Here is a 20,348-nt window from a genome sequence, read left to right on the forward strand (position 1 = left end):
GGCCGGTCCACCGGCCCGCCGGCGAAATGATCGTTTATCGGGTGACACGGCGCCAGGCGGACTTCTAGCCTGGCGTCCGTCATGTTCGGGAACGCGGCGGACGGCCGCGTTCCGCCTTCCGAGGAACCCGAGGTGATCGACCAGGTGTACGTGGGTGCGCTGACACTCGACCTGCTGCTGGGGGACGTCCGCTCGCTGAAGCAGAAGCGGTCCGTCGTCCGGCCCATCATCGCCGAGGTGCAAAAGCGCTTCCCGGCGGTGGCCGTCGCCGAGACCGGCGACAACGACCTGCACCGCAGGGCGGAGATCGGGGTGGCGGTGGTCTCCGCGACGGCCGCCAACTGCACCCGCGTGCTCGACCAGTGCGAACGGCTGGTGGCCGGGCGACCGGAGATCGAACTGCTGGCGGCCCGGCAGCGTCTGTTCAACGACGAGGACTGACGGCCCGGCGCGACGCGGGGCGTCCCCCCACAATGAAAGAGCGAGGACGACCCTCTTCGCCCGGACCATAGAAAGGGAGTGCGATCATGGTGGACGCAGCTCGGGCGCGAAAGCTCGCCGACCGCATCCAGCAGATCGTGGCCGAGATGCTGGAACGCCGGATCAAGGATCCGCGGCTCGGTTTCGTGACCGTGACGGACACCCGCATCACCAACGACCTGCGCGACGCGACCGTGTACTACACGGTCTACGGGTCGGACGGCGAGCGCGCCGAGACGGCCGCCGCGCTGGAGAGCGCCAAGGGCGTCATCCGGTCGGAGGTGGGCAGGAAGACGGGCGTGCGCCACACGCCGAGCCTCACCTTCGTCATGGACTCCCTGATGGAGAACGCCGCGCACATCGACGACCTGCTGGCCCAGGCCCGCGCCAGGGACGCCGAGGTGGCGCGGGCCGCGCAGGGCGCGTCCCACGCCGGTGACGCGAACCCCTACCGCGAGCCCGTCCCCGACGAGGACGACGACACCGGCACCGAGGCCGACGAGGACGACGACGAGGACGACGACTTCGACGGGCATGACGTCGCGGGTGACGGCGAGGACGGCCGTTCCGCACGCCCGTCGTCGTGAGCGGGCCGGCCGGGGCCGCCGCCCCCGCCGGGCGCGGCGCCGCCGGCACCGATCTCGACTGGGACCGCGCGGTCGAGCTGATCCACGAGGCCGCGGAGATCTGCCTCGCCTGCCACGTGGCCCCCGACGGCGACGCGCTCGGCTCGATGCTGGCGCTCGGGCGCGCCCTGCGCGCGCTGGGCAAGCGGTGCCTGGCGTCGTTCGGCGAGCCGTTCGGCGTCCCGGCGATCCTGCGGTTCCTGCCGGGCCAGGAGATCCTCGTCGAGCCCGCCCGGATGCCGGACGCCCCGGAGCTGATGATCTCGCTGGACGCCGCGGGCCAGGCCCGGCTCGGCTCGCTCGCCGGCGCCGCCGGGCGGGCCGGCGCGCTGATCGTCGTCGACCACCACGCGTCCAACACCGGGTTCGGCGGCGTGCGGCTGGTCGACCCGGACGCCGCCGCCACCGCGGTGCTGGTCGAGGAGCTGATCCGCCGCCTCGGCGTCCCGTTGGACCGGGACATGGCCCAGGGCCTGTACGCGGGGCTCGCGAGCGACACCGGCTCGTTCCGGTACCCGTGCACGACGCCGGAGGTACACGACCTGGCGGGGCGGCTGCTGACCGCCGGGGTCCGGCCGGACGCCGTCAGCCGCGAGCTGTGGGACCGGGCGCCGTTCGGCTACCTGCAGGTCCTCGCGGGGGCGCTCGGGCGGGCCCGGCTGGAACGCGACGCCGCCGGCGGCCGGGGCCTGGTGTGGACGACGATCGCGCGCGCCGACCGGGACGCCCGCGACGTCCTCTACGACCAGCTCGAAGGGGTCATCGACCAGCTCAGGCGCACCGACGAGGCCGAGGTCGCGGTGGTGTGCAAGGAGAACGACCGGGGCGAGTGGTACGTCTCCACCCGCTCCAAGGGCTCGGTCGACGTGGGCCGCGCCTGCGTCGCGCTCGGCGGGGGCGGGCACCGCACCGCCGCGGCGTTCACGATGGGCGGGGAGCCCGCCTGGATCATCGACCGGCTGCGCGCGGCGCTGCGCGTCCCGGGCGAACCGGACGACTGACACCGGACGACGGAAGCGGAGCGCGCGTGGAGAACTCGGGACTCGTCATCGTGGACAAGCCCGCCGGCTGGACGTCGCACGACGTCGTCGGGAAGATGCGGCGGCTGGCGAAGACCCGGCGGGTCGGGCACGCCGGCACGCTGGACCCCATGGCGACGGGCGTCCTGGTGCTCGGGGTGGGCAAGGCGACGCGCCTGCTCGGGCATCTCGCGCTGACGGAGAAGTGCTACGACGCCACGATCCGGCTGGGCGAGTCGACCAACACCGACGACGCCGAGGGCGAGACCACCGCGACCGCGTCCGCCGCGGAGGTCACCGACGAGGCGCTGGGGGCGGGCGTCGCGGCGCTGACCGGGCCGATCCGGCAGATCCCGCCGCAGGTCAGCGCGATCAAGGTGAACGGTCAGCGGGCCTACAAGATGGCCCGCAAGGGCGAGGAGGTCGAGCTGGCCGCCCGCCCCGTGACCGTGCACGCCTTCACGGTGCTGGACGTGCGGCGGCACGGGGACCTGATCGACGTGGACGCGTCCATCGCCTGCTCGTCCGGCACCTACATCCGGTCGCTGGCCCGCGACCTCGGCGCCTCGCTCGGCTGCGGCGGCCACCTGACTGCGCTGCGGCGCACGCGGGTCGGGCCGTACGACCTCTCCACGGCGCGGACGCTGGAGCGGCTCGCCGAAAAGATGGAGATCCTGCCGATGGACGAGGCCGTCGCGGCGGTGTTCCCGCGGCGGGACGTGTCCGACGAGGACGCCCGGAAGGTCGCGCACGGCGGGCGCCTCCCGGCCGCGGGGCTCGGCCCGGGTCCGGTCGGCGTCTTCGCGCCGGACGGGACGCTGCTCGCCCTCGTCGAGGAGCAGGGCAGGGTGGCCAAGCCCCTCGCCGTCTTCGTCCCCTGACGGCGGGCGTTCGTGGTGAGCATCACCGGCGGAAACGGTGCATACCAACCTACGGCCGCGTAACCTACGTAACCGTAGGTTCGCTTGTGAGGAGGTGTCCGTGACCACTGTCAACGACCGTTCCCCGGTGGCGTCCCCGACCCGGCCGCGGCTGCGCGGCTGGCTGCACCTCGGCGCGTTCCCCGCGGTGCTGGTCGCCGGCCTGGTGCTGGTGGCGCTCGGCCCGAGCGTGCAGGCGCGGCTCGCGTCGGCCGTGTACGTGGCGGCATCGGGGATGCTCTTCGGGATCTCGGGGACGTACCACCGGCAGCGCTCGCACCGCCTGATCGAGGTGCTGCGCCGCTTCGACCACGCCAACATCTACCTGATCATCGCCGGGACCTACACGCCGTTCGCCGTCGTGGCCCTGGACGGCGGCGTGCGCGTCGCCGTGCTCGCCAGCGTCTGGACGGGGGCCGTCGCGGGCGTGGTGTTCCGGACGGTCTGGATCGGCGCCCCCCGCGCCCTCTACGTGACCCTCTACATCGTGCTGGGCTGGGTCGCGGTGTTCTTCCTGCCGCAGTTCCTCGACGGCGCGGGCCTCGCCCCCTGCCTCCTGGTCGCGCTCGGCGGCATCTGCTACAGCGTCGGGGGAGTGGTCTACGGGCTGCGCAAGCCGGACCCGTCGCCGAGCTGGTTCGGCTTCCACGAGGTCTTCCACGCCTTCACACTGGCGGCCTACGTCCTGCAGTACATCGCGGTCTCGCTGGTCGTGTACCAGTCCGGCTGAGCCCGGTACCGCCCACCATGCCCCCTGGGTGCGACCGTTCCCGCCTCCGCATGGCACTCTAGGACGGCAGGAGAGACCGGGCAGGCATGTCCTACGCAGGGAGTGAATGGTGCGGCGTTGGAATGGCCTCGACGAGGTACCCGCGGACTGGGGCCGCTCTGTGGTCACCATCGGGGTGTTCGACGGCGTGCACCGCGGCCATCAGAGGATCGTCGGTGCCGCCGCGGACGAGGCGCGCCGCCGCGGCCTGCGCTCGGTGGTCATCACGTTCGACCCGCACCCTGACGAGGTCGTGCGCCCCGGCACGCACCCGCCGCTGCTCGCCACCACCCGGCGCCGCATCGAACTGCTCGAAGGCCTCGGCACGGACGCGGTCGTGGTCGTGCCGTTCACGCTGGAGCTGTCGAAGGTGCCGCCGGACGAGTTCGTGCGGTCGGTCCTGGCCGACCGGCTGCACGCGGCGCACGTCATCGTCGGCGAGGACTTCCGGTTCGGCCACAAGGCCAAGGGGAACGTCGCGCTGCTGCGCGAGCTGGGCGACAAGTACGACTTCACCGCCGAGGGCATGCCGCTGGTGGCCAACGGGGACACGATCTCGTCCACCTACATCCGCGAGCGGCTGAACGCGGGGGACGTCGAGGCCGCCGCGCAGGCGCTGGGGCGTCCGCACCGCGTCGAGGGCGTCGTCGTGCGGGGCCACCAGCGGGGCCGCGCGCTCGGGTTCCCGACGGCCAACCTGGAGACGCTGCCGCACACCGCCATCCCCGCGGACGGCGTCTACGGCGGCTGGCTGGTCGCCGACACCGACCGGTACCCCGCCTTCCGCTGGCCCGCCGCCATCTCCATCGGCACCAACCCGACGTTCGAGGGGGCCGGGGAGCGCACCGTCGAGGCGTACGCCCTGGACCGCGACGACCTCGACCTGTACGGCGAGCACATGGCCGTCGACTTCACCGCCCGCATCCGCGACACCCTGAAGTTCGACTCGATCGAGGCCCTCATCGAGGAAATGCACCGAGACGTGGTCCAAGCCAGGGAAATCACATCCTGAGACCGTTCCACCCTTGCGAAGAGCCTCAGCCGTCACGCGAGCGCGCGACCTGACCGGCGGGGCGAAGCCGAAGGCGAGCCCCGCCGGGAAGCTCGCGAAGCGAGGTCGCGCTCGCCCCAAGAACGGTCAAGATGCGAGCCGCCAGGCGAGCCTCTTGGGCCGGTCTTGCAGTTAACACGACATGGTACGGTGAAGAGTCGCCGGGATGGGCCCCGGTGCGGTTGGCTGCACCCTCATGCGGCCCGCCACTCTCTTAACACGCACCATGCGGACCCGTGCGCCCACCGGGCCCTGGATCTGCGGGTGACGAATTCATCGAAGGAGCCACGTGTCGCTCGACACCGCCACCAAGAACCAGATCATCGCCGAGTACGCGACCACTGAGGGTGACACCGGATCCCCGGAGGTCCAGGTCGCGCTGCTGACGCGCCGTATCAACGATCTGACCGAGCACCTCAAGGAGCACAAGCACGACCACCACAGCCGCCGCGGCCTCCTGCTGCTGGTCGGCCGTCGTCGCCGGCTCCTGAAGTACCTGAGCAACAAGGACATCAACCGCTACCGGCAGCTGATCGAGCGACTCGGACTGCGCCGCTAGTGCGGTCGGGGAGTGGCCCGCGGGGCCACTCCCTTCCTTTTACGGCCGGCGGGCCAGGTGGCCCCGGCCGGACAACTACAGACAAGCCTCGCGGACACCGCTGGTGCGGGCCGGTCCTCGGTAGTGGCTTCCGGATCCGTTCCGCCTTGTCGGCGGACCTGCCGATCCGGGTGCTTCGATCGAAGACCGGCAGCGTGACAAGCCAACGGGAAACGGCCGCGAGGACCGAAATGGAACCTTGAGGAGGTTTCCCGTGACAGAAGCCGTGCGCATCGATGGCGCGCAGAGCACCGAGGCCGTCATCGACAACGGCACGTTCGGCACCCGGACCATCCGGTTCGAGACGGGCCGGCTGGCCCGGCAGGCCGCCGGCTCCGCCGTCGCCTACCTCGACGACGACACGATGGTGCTGTCGGCGACCACCGCGTCCAAGAAGCCCAAGGACAACCTGGACTTCTTCCCGCTGACCGTGGACGTCGAGGAGCGGATGTACGCGGCGGGGCGCATCCCCGGCTCGTTCTTCCGCCGTGAGGGCCGTCCCTCCGAGGACGCGATCCTCACCTGCCGGCTGATCGACCGGCCGCTGCGCCCGTCGTTCACCAAGGGCCTGCGCAACGAGATCCAGGTCGTCGAGACGATCATGGCGCTGCACCCCGACCACCTGTACGACGTCGTGGCGATCAACGCCGCGTCGCTGTCCACGCAGCTGGCCGGCCTGCCGTTCTCCGGCCCGATCGGCGGCGTCCGCGTCGCGCTGATCGAGGGCCAGTGGGTGGGCTTCCCGACCCACCCCGAGCTGGAGCGCGCCACCTTCGACATGGTCGTGGCCGGCCGCGTGCTGGCGGACGGCGATGTCGCGATCATGATGGTCGAGGCGGAGTCCACCCGCGACACCATCAAGCTCGTCGGAGAGGGCGCGACCGCCCCGACCGAGGAGACCGTCGCCGAGGGCCTTGAGGCGGCCAAGCCGTTCATCAAGGTGCTGTGCAAGGCGCAGAGCGACCTCGCGGCCGTCGCCGCGAAGGAGACGGCCGAGTACCCGATCTTCCTGGACTACCAGGACGATGTGCTCGCCGCCGTCACCGACGCCGTCAGCGACGACCTCGCGCAGGCGCTCACCATCGCCGGCAAGCAGGAGCGCGAGACCCGGCTGGACGAGATCAAGGCGACCGCCGCGGAGAAGCTCGCCGAGCAGTTCGAGGGGCGCGAGAAGGAGATCTCCGCCGCCTACCGCGCCGTCACCAAGAAGCTGGTCCGCGAGCGGGTCATCCGCGACGGGCTGCGCATCGACGGCCGCGGCCTGAAGGACATCCGGCAGCTGACCGCCGAGGCGCACGTTATCCCGCGCGTGCACGGCTCGGCGCTGTTCGAGCGCGGCGAGACGCAGATCCTCGGCGTGACGACGCTGAACATGCTCCGCATGGAGCAGACGATCGACACGCTGAACCCCGAGCGCACCAAGCGCTACATGCACAACTACAACTTCCCGCCGTACTCCACCGGTGAGACGGGCCGGGTCGGCTCGCCGAAGCGGCGCGAGATCGGGCACGGCGCCCTCGCCGAGCGCGCCCTGATCCCGGTGCTGCCGACCCGCGAGGAGTTCCCGTACGCGATCCGGCAGGTGTCGGAGGCGCTCGGCTCCAACGGCTCCACCTCGATGGGCTCGGTCTGCGCGTCCACCATGTCGCTGCTGGACGCGGGCGTCCCGCTCAAGCAGATGGTGGCGGGCATCGCGATGGGCCTGATCAACGAGGGCGACGAGTACGTCACGCTCACCGACATCCTCGGCGCCGAGGACGCGTTCGGCGACATGGACTTCAAGGTCGCCGGCACCCGCGACCTGATCACCGCGCTGCAGCTGGACACCAAGCTCGACGGCATCCCCGCCTCGGTGCTGGCCAGCGCGCTGCGGCAGGCCAAGGGCGCCCGCCTGGCGATCCTGGACGTGATGCAGGAGGCCATCGAGGCGCCCGCCGAGATGAGCCCGAACGCGCCGCGGATCATCACTATCAAGGTCCCGGTCGACAAGATCGGCGAGGTCATCGGCCCCAAGGGCAAGATGATCAACTCGATCCAGGACGACACCGGCGCCGACATCACGATCGAGGACGACGGCACGATCTACGTCGGCGCCACCGACGGGCCGTCCGCCGAGGCCGCCCGGCAGGCGATCAACTCGATCGCGAACCCGCACATGCCGGAGGTCGGCGAGCGGTTCCTCGGCACCGTCGTCAAGACCACGACGTTCGGCGCGTTCGTGTCGCTGCTGCCCGGCAAGGACGGCCTGCTGCACGTGTCGCAGATCCGCAAGCTGCACGGCGGCGCCCGGATCGAGAACGTCGACGACGTGATGGGCGTCGGCGAGAAGATCCAGGTCGAGGTCACCGAGATCGACCAGCGCGGCAAGCTGTCGCTGGTGCCGGTCGAGGTGGTGGAGCGCGAGGCCGCCGACAAGGCGGAGGGCGGCGAGGGCGGCGCCCCGGCCGCCGCGCCCGGCGAGGACGACTCCGGCGAGCGCCGGGAGCGCCGCGACGACGGCGAGCGGCGCGGGCCGCGGCGCCGCCGCACCCGCCGCGGCGCCGCCGCACCCGCCGCGGCGGCGACGACGCCGGCCAGCGCAACTCCTGACCCCGGCATGACCGGCCGGCCCGCCCGTCACGGGCGGGCCGGCCGTTTTCCCACCATGGAATGTGAGCGACAGTGACCCTGCCGGCGAGGGCGCAGGAGCCCGGCACCACCACCACGATCCACACCGACGGTGCCGGCGCGGTGCGCCGCACCGTCCTGCCCGGCGGGCTGCGGATCATCACCGAGTCGATGCCGACCGTGCGGTCCGCCGCGTTCGGCATCTGGTCGGCGGTCGGCTCCCGCGACGAGGCGCCCGCCGACGCGGGCGCCAGCCACTACCTGGAGCACGTGCTGTTCAAGGGCACGCGGCGGCGGTCGGCGCTGGAGATCTCCGCGGCGATCGACGCGGTCGGCGGCGACCTCAACGCGTTCACCGCCAAGGAGTACACCTGCTACTACGCGCGGGTGCTGGACGCCGACCTGCCGCTCGCGGTGGACGTGGTGTCCGACATGGTCGCCGAGTCGGTGAACCGCCCCGAGGACGTCGAGGCCGAGCGCGGGGTGATCCTCGAAGAGATCCACATGCGCGACGACGACCCGGGCGACCTGATCCACGACGAGTTCGCCACCGCGCTGTACGGCGACACCCCGCTCGGGCGCCCGATCCTCGGCACCGAGGAGTCGATCAACGCGCTGTCCCGGGACCGGATCCACGGCTACTACCGGGAGCACTACGTCCCGTCCCGCCTGGTGGTGTCGGTGGCGGGCAACATCGACCACGACGAGGTCGTCCGGCTGGTGTCCGGGGCGTTCGCCGAGCACCTCGCCGGCGACGCCGCGCCCGCCGCGCCCCGCCTCGACGGGACGCCGGTGCCGATCGACCCGCGCACCGTCGTCATCGACAAGGACACCGAGCAGGCCCACATCATCCTCGGCGGCGCCGGGACGTCCCGCACCGACGAGCGCAGGTTCGCGCTCGGCGTGCTGAACGCGGCGCTCGGCGGCGGCATGTCGTCCCGCCTCTTCCAGGAGATCCGCGAGAAGCGCGGCCTGGCGTACTCGGTCTACAGCTACACCGCCCAGTACGCCGACACCGGCATCTTCGGGGTCTACGCGGGCTGCCAGCCGGCCAAGGCGGAGGAGGTCCTGGCGATCTGCCGGGACGAGCTCCACAAGGCGGTGGAGGAGAGCCTCACCGCCGAGGAGCTGGAGCGCGGCAAGGGGCAGCTGCGCGGCGCCATGGTCCTCGGCCTGGAGGACACCGGTTCCCGGATGAGCCGGATCGGCAAGAGCGAGCTGGTCTACGAGTCGCTGCTGCCGGTGGACGAGGTCCTGGCGCGGATCGAGGCCGTCACCCTCGACGACGTCCGGGCCGTCGCGGCCGAGGTCCTGGCGGGCCCGCGGGCCCTCACCGTGATCGGGCCGGTCGGGGACCGGGACTTCGCCGACTGACCGCGGGACGGACTTGTTAAGCGGACCGGAGTCCGTTACTCTTCCGGGAGTAATCGGACTCTGGTCCGTATGCTGTCCCGAGAGGAACGCCCCATGTCCCGTCTGCTGCACATCTCCGCGTCGCCCCGCGGCGGCGCCTCCGAGTCGCTCGCGATCGCGAAGACGTTCCTGGACGCCTACCGCGACGTCCACGGCGACGCCGTCGACCACCTCGACCTGTGGGACGGCTCGCTCCCCGAGTTCGGCCCCGCCGGGGCCGGCGCCAAGATGACCGTGTTCGCGGGGGAGGAGCCGTCCGGGGAGCAGGCCGCCGCGTGGCGGGCCGCCCGCGACGTCTTCGAGCGCTACGACTCCTACGACCGCTACCTTTTCAGCGTGCCGATGTGGAACACCAGCGTTCCGTACATCCTGAAGCAGTTCATCGACGTCATCTCGCAGCCCGGCTGGGTGTTCGGCTTTGACCCGGAGAAGGGGTACAGCGGCCTGCTGCGCGGCAAGAAGGCCGCCGTCGTCTACACCAGCGCCGTCTACGGGGAGGGCCGCCCGCCCGCGTTCGGCCACGACCACCAGGCCCCGTTCTTCGAGGGCTGGCTGCGCTGGACGGGGATCACCGACGTCCGCACCGTCGAGTTCCGGCCGGACCTCGCCACCGCCGACGCCGAGACCGGCCGCCGCACCGCGCACTCCGAGGCGCGCGAGCTGGGCAAGCGCTTCTGACGATAGGCTCGGGCGGGACGCGAACCGGGAGGAACACGTGATCAAGGTCGGGGTGCTGGGCGCGCGGGGCCGCATGGGAGCCGAGGTGTGCCGTGCCGTGCAGGGGGCGGATGACCTGGAGCTCGTCGCCGCCGTCGACCAGGGCGACAAGCTCGACGCCCTGACCGCCGCCGAGGCCGTCGTCGACTTCACCCACCCCGGCGTCGTCATGGACAACCTGAGATGGTGCGTCGAGCAGGGCCTGCACGCCGTCGTCGGCACCAGCGGCTTCGATCCGTCCCGCCTCGACACCGTCCGCTCCTGGCTCACCGACGAGTCGGCCGGCAACGTCATCATCGCCCCGAACTTCGGGATCGGCGCGGTGCTGATGATGCACTTCGCGCAGAAGGCGGCCCCCTTCTTCGAGTCCGTCGAGATCGTCGAGACGCACCACCCGAACAAGGTCGACGCCCCGTCCGGCACCGCGTACCGCACCGCCGAGCTGGTCGCCGCAGCCCGCGCCGAGTCCGGGGTGTCCCGGTCCCCGGACGCCACCACCTCCGAGATCGAGGGGGCGCGCGGCGCCGACGTGGACGGCGTGCGGGTGCACGCGGTCCGCATGTCCGGCGCCGTCGCCCACCAGGAGGTCGTCCTCGGCGGCCACGGCGAGCTGTTCACCATCCGGCACGACTCGATGAACCGCGAGTCGTTCATGCCCGGCGTGCTGCTCGCCGTCCGCAGGGTCCCCGAGCTGGACCGGCTCACGATCGGCATCGAGTCGCTCCTCGGGCTGTGATGGACTTCGCCGCCGACCCCTGGGACTACCTCGCCGCGTCCGAGGCGATCGACATCGAGCACCCGCTCGTCCAGTCGATCGCCTCGGAGCTGCGCACCGGCGACGACATCGCCTACGCCCGCGCGGCGTTCGACCACGTCCGCGACCGGATCTCGCACCCGATGGACACCGGCGACACCCGCGTCACGTGGCGCGCCTCGGACGTCCTCGACCAGGGCACCGGCCTCTGCTTCGCCCAGTCGCACGCCTTCGTCGCCCTCCTCCGCGCGGGCGGCGTCCAGGCGGGCCTCTGCTACCAGCTGTGCCCCGGCTTCGTCCACGGCCTGGCCGCCGCCCTGATCGACGACCGCTGGGTCCGCCTGGATCCGCGCGGCACGGACGTGGCCTTCTCCGCGTCCGAGGACGCGCTGGCCCACCCCGCCGACCCGATCCTCCCGACCGTCCACGCGGTGCCGCACCCCACGGTCCTGAAGGCTCTGCAGGGCATGGAGACCCTCACCGTCGCCGGCCTTCCGGAGACCCTGTGACGGACGTCCGCCCGGCCGCCGCGGCCGACTACGACCGCATCATCGCCGTCGTGGACGACTGGTGGGGCCGCGAGATCCACCCCGTCCTGCCCCGCCTGTTCCTCGACCATTTCCACCGCACCAGCCTCGTCGCCGAGACCCGCGGCGACCTCGCGGCCTTCCTCGTCGGCTTCCTCTCGCCCTCCGACGCGGACACGGCCTACGTCCACTTCGCCGGCGTCGCCCCGGCGCACCGCGGCACCGGGCTGGCCCGTCGCCTGTACGAGGCCTTCTTCGCCATGGCCCGCGCCGACGACCGCACCACCGTCCGCGCTCTGACGTCCCCCCGGAACACCGCGTCGATCGCCTTCCACCGGGCCATGGGATTCACCACGGCCGACGCCCCCTCCCACGACGGCCCTGGAGAGGACAAGGTGCTCTTCCACCGCCGCCTCGACGCCTGAGCGTCAGCCGGGGAAGGAGAGGTCCAGCGCGGCGAGGCGGGCGGGGTCGGCCAGGATGTCGATCTCGACGATCCTGCCGTCCGCGATCGTGAAGGCCAGCACCGACTTCGGCCGGCCGTCCTCGAAGCCGACGATCCCCGCGGTCCCGTTGACCAGCGCGGGCACGGACACGCCGGCGCTCTGGCGGAAGGCGAGGGCCTGCCCGGCGACGCCCGCGGCGCCGTGGATCTCGGTCAGGCCGCCGGCGACGGCGCCGACGTCGGCGCGCAGGACCACGTCCGGGTCCAGGACGGCGACGAGCGCCTCGAAGTCGCCGTCCCGCGCGGCGGCCTGGAACGCGTCGACGACCGCCCGCTGGCGCACCGGGTCGCGTTCGGGGGACGGCGCCGTCCCGCGCACCCGGCGGCGGGCGCGGCTGGCGAGCTGCCGCGCCGCGGCCGGTGACCGCCCCACGATCGGGGCGATCTCCTCGAACGGGACGCCGAAGGTGTCGTGCAGGACGAACGCCAGCCGCTCGGCGGGCGTGAGGGACTCCAGCACCACCAGCAGCGCGAGCCCGACCGAGTCGGCCATCAGCGCCGCGTGCTCGGGGTCCGGGCCCGCGGCCGGGCCGACGACCGGGTCGGGGAGGCGCTCCTCCAAGGGGGTCTCGCGGCGGGACGTGCGCGAGCGGAGCATGTCCAGGCACACCCGGCCGACGACGGTCGTCAGCCAGCCGCCCAGGTTCTCGATGCCGCCGGCCCCGGAGCGGCTGAGCCGCAGCCAGGACTCCTGGACGGCGTCGTCGGCCTCGGCGAGCGAGCCCAGCATCCGGTAGGCGACCGCTCTCAGGTGTGTGCGGTGCTCTTCGAACCGCTCGGCCAGAAACTCGCGCTCGTCCATCACGTTCCCCTCGTCGGCTCCGTCATAGCACTGACGGACCGGACGCGGCGGATGTGACCGGCGCTCGCCCGCGGAGGTCAGGTCTTCGACATGTCGACCTCGCGGATGGTCCGGTCGACACCGGCGGCGGCGTAGGCGGCCTTCTCGTCGAGGGTCTCGTTCTCCAGGAGGGCGGCGGCGAGCGAGTCGAGCCGGTCGCGGTTGGCGCGGAGCGTCTCCAGGGCCTCGGCGTAGCACTCGTCGACGATCCGGCGGGCCTCCAGGTCGACGGCGTCCAGGGTGCCCTGGGCGGCGTACTGGCCCATCGGGCCGTCGCCGTCCGCCGGCAGGATCGACAGCGGGCCGACCTTCGAGGACATGCCCCAGCGGCCCACCATCCCGCGGGCGATCTTGGTGACCTGCTCCAGGTCGCTCTCCGAGCCGGTGGTGATCACGCCGAAGACCAGCTCCTCGGCCGCCATGCCGCCGAGCGCGCCGATGATCCGGCCGCGCAGGTAGCGCTCGTCGTAGGCGTAGCGGTCGTCGTCCGGCGTGGACACGGTGACGCCGAGCGCGCGGCCGTGCGGCACGATGGTGATCTTCCGGACGGGGTCGGCGCCCGGCTGCAGCATGCCGAGCAGGCCGTGCCCGGACTCGTGGTAGGACGTCCGGCGCCGCTCCTCGAACGGCATGACCAGGGAACGCCGCGTGCCGAGCTGCACCTTCTCGAGCGCGCTCTGGAACTCGTCCATGCCGACGGCGCCCCTCTCGTGCTTGACGGCGAGCAGGGCGGCCTCGTTGACGAGGTTGGCCAGCTCGGCGCCGGTCATGCCGGGCGTCATCTTCGCGACGGAGGTGAGGTCGACATCGGCGGCGAGGGGGACGTCGCGGGTGTGCACCCGCAGGATCGCGACGCGCCCGTCCAGGTCGGGCGGGGACACCGCGACCTGCCGGTCGAACCGGCCGGGGCGCAGCAGCGCCGGGTCGAGGATGTCGGGCCGGTTCGTCGCGGCGATCACCACCACGCCCTCGGAGCCGGAGAACCCGTCCATCTCGGTGAGGACCTGGTTGAGCGTCTGCTCGCGCTCGTCGTGCCCGCCCATGCTCGCGCCGCCGCCGCGCGACCGGCCGATCGTGTCGATCTCGTCGATGAAGATGATGGACGGCGCGGTCTTGCGGGCCTCGGTGAACAGCTCGCGCACGCGGGCCGCGCCGACGCCGACGACCATCTCGATGAACTCCGAGGCGGCGGCGGAGTAGAACGGGACGCCGGCCTCGCCGGCGACGGCGCGGGCGAGCAGCGTCTTGCCGGTGCCGGGCGCGCCGGTGAGGAGCACGCCGCGGGGGACGCGGGCGCCCATCCGGCGGTACTTGCCGGGGTCCCTGAGGAAGTCGACGACCTCGCTGAGCTCCGCCTCGACCTCGTCGATGCCGGCGACGTCGGCGAAGGTGGCGCGCTTCTCGTCCGGCGCGACGGGCTTCGGGGACCGGCCGAAGCCGCCCATGAGCCCGCCGCCCCCACCGCCGGTCATGCGGCGCTGCAGCCACACCATCACGCCGATCCACAGGCCGACGAACAGCAGCGTGGGCAGGAGCGAGAGCAGCAAGTTGGCGAGGAGCCCGCGGTCCGCGTTGACCGGCTTGGCCTCGACCTCCACGCCCTTCTGCACCATCTGGGTGTAGATGTGGTCGTCGGCGAACGCTGGCCGCAGCGTCTCGAACGCGGTGTAGGTCTCGCCGGCGTCCCGCTGCCCGGGGACCTGCTGCCTGCTCTTCAGCTGGCCCTGGATCTCGTAGCCCTTGGTGTAGACGTCCTTGACGTTCCCGGCGGCGACCTGCTGGGTGAACGCCGTGTAGGGGATCGTCACCCGCTCCTTCTGCCCGGTGACGTGCATGGAGACGTAGCTCAGCGCGAAGACGGCGAGGAGCAGCGCCCAGAAGACGCCGGTGTTGCGGCCGGGCTTCCAGCCGCCGAGGCGGCGCGCCGGCCGCTCGCGCCGGCCGGGGACGCCCTCGGCGCGCCACGGCTGCTCCGGATCGGTGCGGGGCGGGACCGACCGGTGCCGGTCGGGCTCGGCGGCCGAGCGGTGCGCGCCGCCCGGCCGCGGCGCGGTGGTGGGCGGCGCGGTGGTGGGCGGCGTGGCGGTGGGCCGCGTGGTGGTGGGCCGTGGCGCCTCGTCGGGCTCCGGCGCGGGTCGCTGCTCCGGCACGTCTGCCATCTCCCCGGATCGATCGCGGTGCTCTCGCTGGTGCCCGCCGTGCCGGCCGGCACCGGACCCCCGTCGGGTCCCCGGGGAGGTCAACGGAGTTCGCCCCCCATCCGTTCCCGCGCCCGCCGCGGCGCCCGCGGGGCCGCCTCAGCGGGGGGCGGCCGGGGTGACGAAGCCGTACTTGTTGAACAGCTTCTGCGCGGCGGGCGTGACCAGCCACGACACGAACGCCGCCGCGTCCTCCTCGTGGGCGCCGCCCCGGATCGGGGCGGCGGGGAAGGCGGCGGTGACGTTGTGGTCCGCGGGGATGGGCACGCTGCTCGCCGCGATGCCGGCCGAGCGCATGTCGGTGATGAACACGATCCCCGCGTCGGCCTCGCCCGCGCGGATCCGGTCCAGGACGGCCCGCGCGCCGATCTCCTCGCTGCTCCACCGGACGGTCAGCCCCGCCTTGCGGAGGACCTGGCGGGTGTAGCGGCCCACCGGGACCGTCCCGGCGCCGACGACGACCCGCAGGCCCGGCCTCCGCAGGTCCCGCAGGCCCCGGACGCGGCGCGGGTTGCCGGGCGCGACGGCGATCGTGAGCGCGCCGTTGGCGACGGTCCGGCGGGGTGTGCCGAGCTGCTCGGCGGCCTCGTCCATGCTCGCCCCGTCCGCCGTCACCAGGACGTCGCCCGGGTCGTGCTCGGACAGCCGGTCGGCGAGCTCGGGCGCGCCGCCGAACACCGGCCGGAGCCGGACGCCGGGGTTGTCCTGGTGGTAGGCCGCCGCGATCTCGCCGAACACCTCCGTCATGGACGCGGTGGCGAGGACGGTGAGCGTCACCGGCCCGGACGAGCCGCCGCAGCCCGCGCCGAGGCCGGGCAGGACGAGGGCGGCGAGCAGCGCGGACGCGCGGAGGCGCCGCCGACGGGGGGAATCGGGCATATGGCGTCATCCTAGAGTCGAAGTGCCCGCGCTCCCCGGATTCGGCATGGCGTGTCAGTGGCCCGCACTAGTGTTTCGGGCAATTGGAGATCACGTCCTCGGAGGCTCGACGATGTCCCTCGACCTGATGGAACTGCTGCCCGGCGACTGGCGGGAGCGGCTCGACCCGCTGCTCGACCCGCTCGCCACCGCCGCGCTGGGCGCGTTCGTCGCGGGGGAGTACGACGGGCAGACCGTGTACCCGCCGCGCGACGACCTGTTCAACGCGTTCCGGCACTGCCCGTTCGACCGCGCCCGCGTGCTGATCCTCGGCCAGGACCCCTACCACGGGCCCGGCCAGGCGCACGGGCTCAGCTTCAGCGTCCGCGACGGCGTGCGGCTGCCTCCGTCGCTGCGCAACATCTACAAGGAGCTCGGCACCGACCTCGGTGTCCCGGCCGCCGCGTCGGGCGACCTCACCCGGTGGGCCGACCAGGGCGTCCTGCTGCTGAACGCCGTGCTGACCGTGCGCGGCGGCGAGGCGGGCTCGCACGCCGGCAAGGGCTGGGAGGACTTCACCGACGCCGCGATCCGCGCGCTGAACGACAAGACCGAGCGCGTCGTGTTCGTCCTGTGGGGCGCCTACGCGCGCAAGAAGGCCCGCCTGATCACCGGCCCACAGCACACGGTGATCGAGTCGGCGCACCCGAGCCCGCTCAGCGCGAAGAAGTTCTTCGGGACGCGCCCGTTCAGCGCCGTCAACAAAGCCCTCGTCGACGCCGGCCTGCCCGAGATCAGCTGGGGCTAGCGGGGGTTCACCCGCGCGGGGGACGCGCGTCACCCGGCGGCGGGAGGCGCGGGACGGGCGCTCCGGCGGATCCTCGGAGCATGACCGTTTCAGCTCATCCGCTGCCGGTGCGGCCGCGCGCCGCGCGCGGGGGTCCCGGCCGCCTCCGCCTGGCCGTCTGCGCGGCGACGATCGCCGCGTGCGTCCCCTACCTCACCATAAAGATCGCGTGGCTGTCCGGCAGCACGGTCGGGTGGAACGACGCGTCCGCCGCCGAGGACACCGCGCTCTACGCGGGCAACGCGATCACCATGGGGATGGACGCGGTGGCCGTGCTGGTCGCGATGGCGTTCACCTTCCCCTGGGGGCGGCGCCTGCCGGGCTGGCTGGTGCTGGCGCCGATCTGGGTCGCGGCCGGGCTGCTCGCGCCGATCGTCCTCGCCGTCCCGCTGGGGACGCTCCTGCAGACGCTGTTCTCCTCTCAACCGGTGACCGGAGACGCCAACGGGCTCCAGAGCTGGGTGTACGGCATCGTCTACGGGGGGTTCACCGTGCAGGGGCTCGGGCTGCTGACGGCGTTCGTCCTGTACGCGCGGGACCGGTGGCCGTGGGTCTTCGCGACACGGGCGAGGAACCTTCCCAAGGGCGCGACCTCGTCGCTGCAGATGCTCTTGGCACGGGTTGCGGCCGTCCCGGTGTCCGCCTTCGCCGCCGCGCACCTGTACTGGGCGTTCGGCGGGACGGCGGGCCTCCACGACGACGCGCTCGACGACCGGAACGTGCCGCAGCAACTGGCCGACGGCGTGTGGGGTGTGCTGGCGATCGCCGGTGCGGCCGCGCTCGTGCTGATCGTCCGGCGTGCGGGCGGGCCGGGGCCGCTGGCCGTGCCGCTGTCCGCCGCCTGGGTGGGATCCGCCGCCACGTTCACCGGGTCCCTCTACGGGCTGCTGGTGATGATCGGCCGGCCGGACGCCCTGGCGCCGGACTTCAGCACCGCGGCGGGCCTGACCGCCCTGGCGGGGGTGCTCGGCGGGCTCATCATGGGACTCACCGGCGCCGTCCTGCTCGCCGAGAGCCACGGCCCCGGGAGCGACGCCGCCGGGGGTCAGAGCGCCAGGCCGACCGCCAGCAGCACGCCGTAGGCGATCTGGAGCCGGCCGGTCTCGCCCAGGACGGGGATCAGGGCGGGGCCGGCCGCGCCGTTCAGCACCTTCTGCGTCGGCGGCAGCGACAGCGGCGCCGCGAGCAGCGCGATCAGCGCCCACGGGCGCACCGCCCCCAGCGCCAGGACGATCATGAACGGCAGCGCGGTGCAGGCCGCGTACAGGATCCGGGTCCAGCGGTCGCCGAGGAGGACGGCGAGGGTCCGCTTGCTCGACTCGCGGTCGGTGGGGATGTCGCGCAGGTTGTTGGCCACCAGCAGCCCGCACGCCAGCAGCCCGATCGGCGCCGCCGCCGCCCACGCCTCCCACGGCAGCGCCTCGACCTGGACGTAGACCGTCCCGACGACGGCGACCAGGCCGAAGAAGACGAAGACCGAGACCTCGCCGAGCGCGCGGTAGCCGTACGGGGTCTTGCCGCCGGTGTAGAACCAGGCGGCCAGGATCGCGCACGCGCCGACGAGCAGCAGCCACCAGGTGGTCACCGCGGCGAGGACGAGCCCGGCCACGGCGGCGGCGAGGAAGCAGCCGAGGGCGGCGGCGAGGACCTGCTTCGGCGGCGCGACCTTCGACCCGACGAGCCGGAGCGGGCCGACGCGGTCCTCGTCGGTGCCGCGGACGCCGTCGCTGTAGTCGTTGGAGTAGTTCACCCCGATCTGCAGCACGAGGGCGACGACCGCGGCGAGGACGGCGCGCCACCAGACGGGGTCGCCCTCGCCGGCGGCGACGCCGGTGCCGACGACGACGGGAACGAGGGAGGCGGGCAGGGTCCGGGGCCGGGAGCCGGCGACCCATTGGGAGAGCGTGGCCACGATCACCGCTTGTTCTGTGGGACGACAGGGGGCTGGCGGTCCGATTCTTCCCGATGAAGATCACTACTCGGGCGCAGCCGCAGCGACAGGCCGAGCCCGAGCGCGAGGATCGCCGCGGTGGTCAGGGCGGCGTGCCTGGTCGCGGCGGCGAGGCTGGCGTCGGCGGCGCGCGCCTCGGCGGCGAGGCCCGGGGTGTCGTGCAGATCACGTCCGTAGGTCCCGGCGCTCTCCCGCAGGCCGTGCGCGATGGCGGCGCGCTGCTCGGGCGGCAGCGCCGAGCCGGACAGCCGGTCGGCCATCGCGTGCCCGAGGCTCGTCGCGAACACCGTCCCGATGGCGGCGATGCCGAGCGCCGCGCCGACCTGCCGGGCCGTGGACTGCGTCCCGGACGCCTGCCCGGACCGGTCCGGCGGGACGTCCGCCAGCGACACGTTCGTCAGCTGCGCCGACGTCAGGCCGAGCCCGAGCCCGTACAGCAGCATCCAGGGCGCGAGGCCCGGCCAGCCGGTCGTCGCCGACACCGTGACGCCGAGGGCGGTGACCGCGGCGACCTCCAGCACCATGCCGATCTGCACGACCCGGTGGGCGCCGTGCCGGTTCGCGAGCCGGCCCGCGCATCCGCCGGACAGGAACGCGCCGAGGGCGAGCGGCAGGATCGCCAGGCTGATCTGGAGCGGGTTCGTGCCGTGCACGCCGAGCAGGAACAGCGGCAGGACGAACAGCAGGCCGAGCTCGCCGACGTTGATCAGGGCCGAGGCCAGGTTCCCGCGCCGGAAGTTCGGGATCCGGAACAGGTCGAGGTCGAGCATCACCGGGCGTCCGGCCGCCGCGCGGAACCGCTCCACCAGGATCAGCGCCGCGATCAGCGCGGCGCCGAGCGCCAGCACGACCGGGACCGGCGACAGGCCGCCCTCCGGCCAGTCGAGCCCGGCCATGGAGAACGGGCGGGTCGCGGTCCACCAGCCGTAGGTCTGGCCCTCGATGATGCCGCACACCAGCGCGCCGAGCCCGAGCGCGGACAGCAGGCCGCCCGGCCAGTCGATCTCGCGGCGCGCGCTCCCCGGCCCCGGCCGGCGGGTCTCCGGCATGAACCGCAGCGCCCCGGCGATCAGCACGGCGCCGAGCGGCAGGTTGACGGCGAAGGCCCACCGCCAGCCGCCGCCGGTGGCCAGCGCCCCGCCGAGCAGCGGTCCGAGCGCGGCCATCCCGCTGATCATGGAGCCCCAGATGCCGAACGCGACGGCCCGGTCCCGCCCGGTGAACACCGCGTTCACCGTGGACAGCGTGGCCGGCATGATCATCGAGGCGCCCACGCCCTGCAGGGCCCGCGCGCCGAGCAGCGCCGACCCGGTCCCGGCGACCGCCGCGGCGATGCTCGCCACCGAGAACACCGCCACCCCGAGCACGAACATCCGGCGCCGCCCGAACAGGTCGCCGGCCCGCCCGAACGGGATGAGCAGCGCGGCGAACACCAGCGAGTACACCGAGGTGACCCATTCGGCGTCCGTCGTCATCAGGCCCAGGTCGCCGATGATCCGGGGGAGCAGCACCCCGACGATCGTGGCGTCCACGACGACCAGCGAGACGCCGAGGCTCATGACGGCGACGCCGAGCCGGCGGTGCCGGACGGCGGGCGCCGGCGCCGGGGCGCGCGGCGGGGTCAGGGAGGTGGACTCGGGCACGACGTCAAAGATATGGCCGGGGCG

20 protein-coding genes are annotated in these 20,348 nt (G+C 73.2%); 15 read left to right on the forward strand and 5 right to left on the reverse strand.

Annotated elements, in window-relative coordinates; translation table 11 throughout:
* Positions 1–144: 144 nt before the first annotated feature.
* The 13 genes from BM339_RS01380 (at position 145) to BM339_RS01440 (ending at position 11,906) form a co-directional block, all read left to right on the forward strand.
* A complete protein-coding gene (locus BM339_RS01380; protein ID WP_024934650.1) occupies positions 145–441 on the forward strand; it encodes a DUF503 domain-containing protein in 297 nt (98 codons plus the stop codon).
* 86 nt (positions 442–527) lie between these two features.
* The gene (gene rbfA / locus BM339_RS01385) at positions 528–1,067 is read left to right on the forward strand and encodes a 30S ribosome-binding factor RbfA (RefSeq protein ID WP_021600090.1); all 540 of its coding nucleotides are present in this window, start codon (positions 528–530) and stop codon (positions 1,065–1,067) included.
* Entirely contained in the window at positions 1,064–2,107 is a 1,044-nt protein-coding gene (locus BM339_RS01390) for a DHH family phosphoesterase (RefSeq protein WP_024934649.1), read from the forward strand. Before rbfA ends, BM339_RS01390 begins: the two co-directional genes overlap by 4 nt.
* A gap of 26 nt (positions 2,108–2,133) precedes the next feature.
* Positions 2,134–3,006: a tRNA pseudouridine(55) synthase TruB gene (gene truB, locus BM339_RS01395; protein WP_075019684.1), complete on the forward strand. Its 873-nt coding sequence runs from the start codon at positions 2,134–2,136 to the stop codon at positions 3,004–3,006.
* A gap of 100 nt (positions 3,007–3,106) precedes the next feature.
* Positions 3,107–3,775, forward strand: coding sequence for a PAQR family membrane homeostasis protein TrhA (gene trhA / locus BM339_RS01400; RefSeq protein ID WP_177287602.1), 669 nt, complete (start codon positions 3,107–3,109; stop codon positions 3,773–3,775).
* 109 nt (positions 3,776–3,884) lie between these two features.
* A complete protein-coding gene (locus BM339_RS01405) occupies positions 3,885–4,826 on the forward strand; it encodes a bifunctional riboflavin kinase/FAD synthetase (RefSeq protein ID WP_024934647.1) in 942 nt (313 codons plus the stop codon).
* Positions 4,827–5,154: 328 nt separating this feature from the next.
* Positions 5,155–5,424 (forward strand): 30S ribosomal protein S15, encoded by a 270-nt coding sequence (gene rpsO, locus BM339_RS01410; RefSeq protein WP_021599383.1) that lies wholly within the window; start codon positions 5,155–5,157, stop codon positions 5,422–5,424.
* Positions 5,425–5,695: 271 nt separating this feature from the next.
* Positions 5,696–8,128: a polyribonucleotide nucleotidyltransferase gene (locus BM339_RS01415; RefSeq protein ID WP_083597288.1), complete on the forward strand. Its 2,433-nt coding sequence runs from the start codon at positions 5,696–5,698 to the stop codon at positions 8,126–8,128.
* Positions 8,125–9,444: a M16 family metallopeptidase gene (locus BM339_RS01420; protein WP_075019686.1), complete on the forward strand. Its 1,320-nt coding sequence runs from the start codon at positions 8,125–8,127 to the stop codon at positions 9,442–9,444. Before BM339_RS01415 ends, BM339_RS01420 begins: the two co-directional genes overlap by 4 nt.
* Before the next feature lie 93 nt (positions 9,445–9,537).
* A complete protein-coding gene (locus BM339_RS01425; protein ID WP_021599238.1) occupies positions 9,538–10,161 on the forward strand; it encodes an FMN-dependent NADH-azoreductase in 624 nt (207 codons plus the stop codon).
* 37 nt (positions 10,162–10,198) lie between these two features.
* Positions 10,199–10,936, forward strand: a complete 738-nt coding sequence (gene dapB / locus BM339_RS01430) for a 4-hydroxy-tetrahydrodipicolinate reductase (RefSeq protein ID WP_021599239.1) — start codon at positions 10,199–10,201, stop codon at positions 10,934–10,936.
* A complete protein-coding gene (locus tag BM339_RS01435) occupies positions 10,936–11,463 on the forward strand; it encodes a transglutaminase-like domain-containing protein (RefSeq protein WP_075019687.1) in 528 nt (175 codons plus the stop codon). Before dapB ends, BM339_RS01435 begins: the two co-directional genes overlap by 1 nt.
* On the forward strand, positions 11,460–11,906 hold the full coding sequence (locus BM339_RS01440) for a GNAT family N-acetyltransferase (RefSeq protein ID WP_021599241.1): 447 nt from the start codon (positions 11,460–11,462) through the stop codon (positions 11,904–11,906). Before BM339_RS01435 ends, BM339_RS01440 begins: the two co-directional genes overlap by 4 nt.
* Before the next feature lie 3 nt (positions 11,907–11,909).
* Here BM339_RS01440 and BM339_RS01445 read toward each other — a convergent pair whose 3' ends face one another.
* The 3 genes from BM339_RS01445 to modA form a co-directional block, all read right to left on the reverse strand.
* Positions 11,910–12,788: a sigma-70 family RNA polymerase sigma factor gene (locus BM339_RS01445; RefSeq protein ID WP_024934643.1), complete on the reverse strand. Its 879-nt coding sequence runs from the start codon at positions 12,786–12,788 to the stop codon at positions 11,910–11,912.
* 77 nt (positions 12,789–12,865) lie between these two features.
* Positions 12,866–14,977 carry an ATP-dependent zinc metalloprotease FtsH gene (gene ftsH, locus BM339_RS01450; RefSeq protein WP_218163548.1) on the reverse strand — a complete coding sequence of 704 codons (2,112 nt, stop codon included), beginning with the start codon at positions 14,975–14,977 and terminating at the stop codon, positions 12,866–12,868.
* Positions 14,978–15,124: 147 nt separating this feature from the next.
* Positions 15,125–15,904 (reverse strand): molybdate ABC transporter substrate-binding protein, encoded by a 780-nt coding sequence (gene modA, locus BM339_RS01455; RefSeq protein WP_021599412.1) that lies wholly within the window; start codon positions 15,902–15,904, stop codon positions 15,125–15,127.
* 112 nt (positions 15,905–16,016) lie between these two features.
* On the opposite strand from modA, the gene BM339_RS01460 reads away from it, so the two are divergent.
* On the forward strand, positions 16,017–16,691 hold the full coding sequence (locus tag BM339_RS01460) for a uracil-DNA glycosylase (protein ID WP_021599411.1): 675 nt from the start codon (positions 16,017–16,019) through the stop codon (positions 16,689–16,691).
* Positions 16,692–16,771: 80 nt separating this feature from the next.
* Entirely contained in the window at positions 16,772–17,812 is a 1,041-nt protein-coding gene (locus BM339_RS01465; protein WP_081842389.1) for a DUF3995 domain-containing protein, read from the forward strand.
* Here the strand turns inward: BM339_RS01465 and BM339_RS01470 are convergent.
* Positions 17,776–18,642 carry a 1,4-dihydroxy-2-naphthoate polyprenyltransferase gene (locus BM339_RS01470; RefSeq protein WP_075020113.1) on the reverse strand — a complete coding sequence of 289 codons (867 nt, stop codon included), beginning with the start codon at positions 18,640–18,642 and terminating at the stop codon, positions 17,776–17,778. The two genes, BM339_RS01465 and BM339_RS01470, sit on opposite strands and share 37 nt — an antisense overlap.
* A 2-nt stretch (positions 18,643–18,644) precedes the next feature.
* Positions 18,645–20,324: an MFS transporter gene (locus BM339_RS01475; protein ID WP_256255145.1), complete on the reverse strand. Its 1,680-nt coding sequence runs from the start codon at positions 20,322–20,324 to the stop codon at positions 18,645–18,647.
* Between the last annotated feature and the right edge of the window lie 24 nt (positions 20,325–20,348).

Origin of the sequence: Actinomadura madurae (assembly GCF_900115095.1) — a bacterium.
Classification (GTDB): domain Bacteria; phylum Actinomycetota; class Actinomycetes; order Streptosporangiales; family Streptosporangiaceae; genus Spirillospora; species Spirillospora madurae.

Excerpts from the sequence above, each read along its gene's own strand:
- BM339_RS01445 (WP_024934643.1), bottom strand. The coding sequence starts at position 12,788 with ATGGACGAGCGCGAGTTTCTGGCCGAGCGGTTCGAAGAGCACCGCACA.
- BM339_RS01425 (WP_021599238.1), top strand. The coding sequence starts at position 9,538 with ATGTCCCGTCTGCTGCACATCTCCGCGTCGCCCCGCGGCGGCGCCTCC.
- BM339_RS01460 (WP_021599411.1), top strand. The coding sequence starts at position 16,017 with ATGTCCCTCGACCTGATGGAACTGCTGCCCGGCGACTGGCGGGAGCGG.
- rbfA (WP_021600090.1), top strand. The coding sequence starts at position 528 with ATGGTGGACGCAGCTCGGGCGCGAAAGCTCGCCGACCGCATCCAGCAG.
- BM339_RS01435 (WP_075019687.1), top strand. The coding sequence starts at position 10,936 with ATGGACTTCGCCGCCGACCCCTGGGACTACCTCGCCGCGTCCGAGGCG.
- BM339_RS01465 (WP_081842389.1), top strand. The coding sequence starts at position 16,772 with ATGACCGTTTCAGCTCATCCGCTGCCGGTGCGGCCGCGCGCCGCGCGC.
- modA (WP_021599412.1), bottom strand. The coding sequence starts at position 15,904 with ATGCCCGATTCCCCCCGTCGGCGGCGCCTCCGCGCGTCCGCGCTGCTC.